Source organism: Mesorhizobium sp. M2A.F.Ca.ET.042.01.1.1 (assembly GCF_003997405.1).
In the GTDB taxonomy this organism is placed as follows: Bacteria; Pseudomonadota; Alphaproteobacteria; order Rhizobiales; family Rhizobiaceae; genus Mesorhizobium.
This window is the reverse complement of sequence record NZ_RZRX01000588.1, coordinates 1-957: the sequence shown is the minus strand read 5'-3', so window position 1 is coordinate 957 and position 957 is coordinate 1. Positions and strand designations below refer to the sequence as shown.

The window sequence follows — 957 nt, the reverse complement described above, 5'->3', positions numbered from 1 at the left end:
TCCGAATGAACATCCATAAGAATGCCCGTCTCACACCGCTGCGTCGAGAGGAGATGGCGCTGTCGGTGATAGAAGGCGCTTTCTCCAAAGCCCATGCGGCGCGTGTCTACGGCGTGTCGGCCAAGATCGTGGCGCGCTGGGTCGAGCGCTACAAGTCCGAAGGGCGGGCCGGCATGATCGACCGTTCCTCGCGGCCCGCCCATATGCCGCAGGCCACCGCTGCGTTGATCGCCGAGCGCATCATGGCGCTGCGGCGGCAACGTTGGACCGGCAAGCACATCGCCCATGAGGTCGGCGTCTCGCCCGCCACCGTTAGCCGGGTTCTCAAGCGTGCCGGACTGTCGCGGTTGCGGGATATCGAACCGGCCGAGCCGATCCGACGCTACGAGCGCGAGCATCCTGGCGAGATGATCCATATCGATATCAAGAAGCTCGGTCGTTTCGAGCGCATCGGTCATCGCATTACCGGCAAGCGCACCGGCAATGCCAGCTCGCGCGGCAGCAGTTGGGAGTTCGTCCATGTCTGCATCGACGACGCCTCCCGCATCGCCTTCTCGCAGATCCTGCCCGACGAGAAAAAAGAAAGCGCCATCGCCTTCCTCAAGGCGGCGGTGGCCTACTACGCCAGCCTCGGCGTCACGATAGCCCGCGTCATGACCGACAACGGCTCCTGCTACAGATCAAAGGCCTTCGCCAAGGCCTGCCGCGATCTCGGCCTCAAGCACGTCAGGACAAGACCCTATACACCCAAGACCAATGGCAAGGCCGAGCGCTTCATCCAGACAGCACTGCGCGAATGGGCTTATGCCATCGCTTATCCGACTTCAGATCACCGCGCCGCAGAGTTGCCGGTCTGGCTGCACAGATACAATTGGCACCGTCCCCACGGGAGCCTAAAGTCCAAAACACCTATCAGTCGCCTCGCTCTAACCGAGGACAACCTGTTGAGGCTCCACA

General features: G+C 62.2%; 1 protein-coding gene. It reads left to right on the top strand.

Annotated features, from left to right (window positions below; all coding sequences use genetic code 11):
• Nucleotides 1-5: 5 nt before the first annotated feature.
• Nucleotides 6-957 (top strand): IS481 family transposase (locus EOA23_RS35025; protein WP_127230906.1); only part of this gene is annotated, 952 nt, incomplete at its 3' end.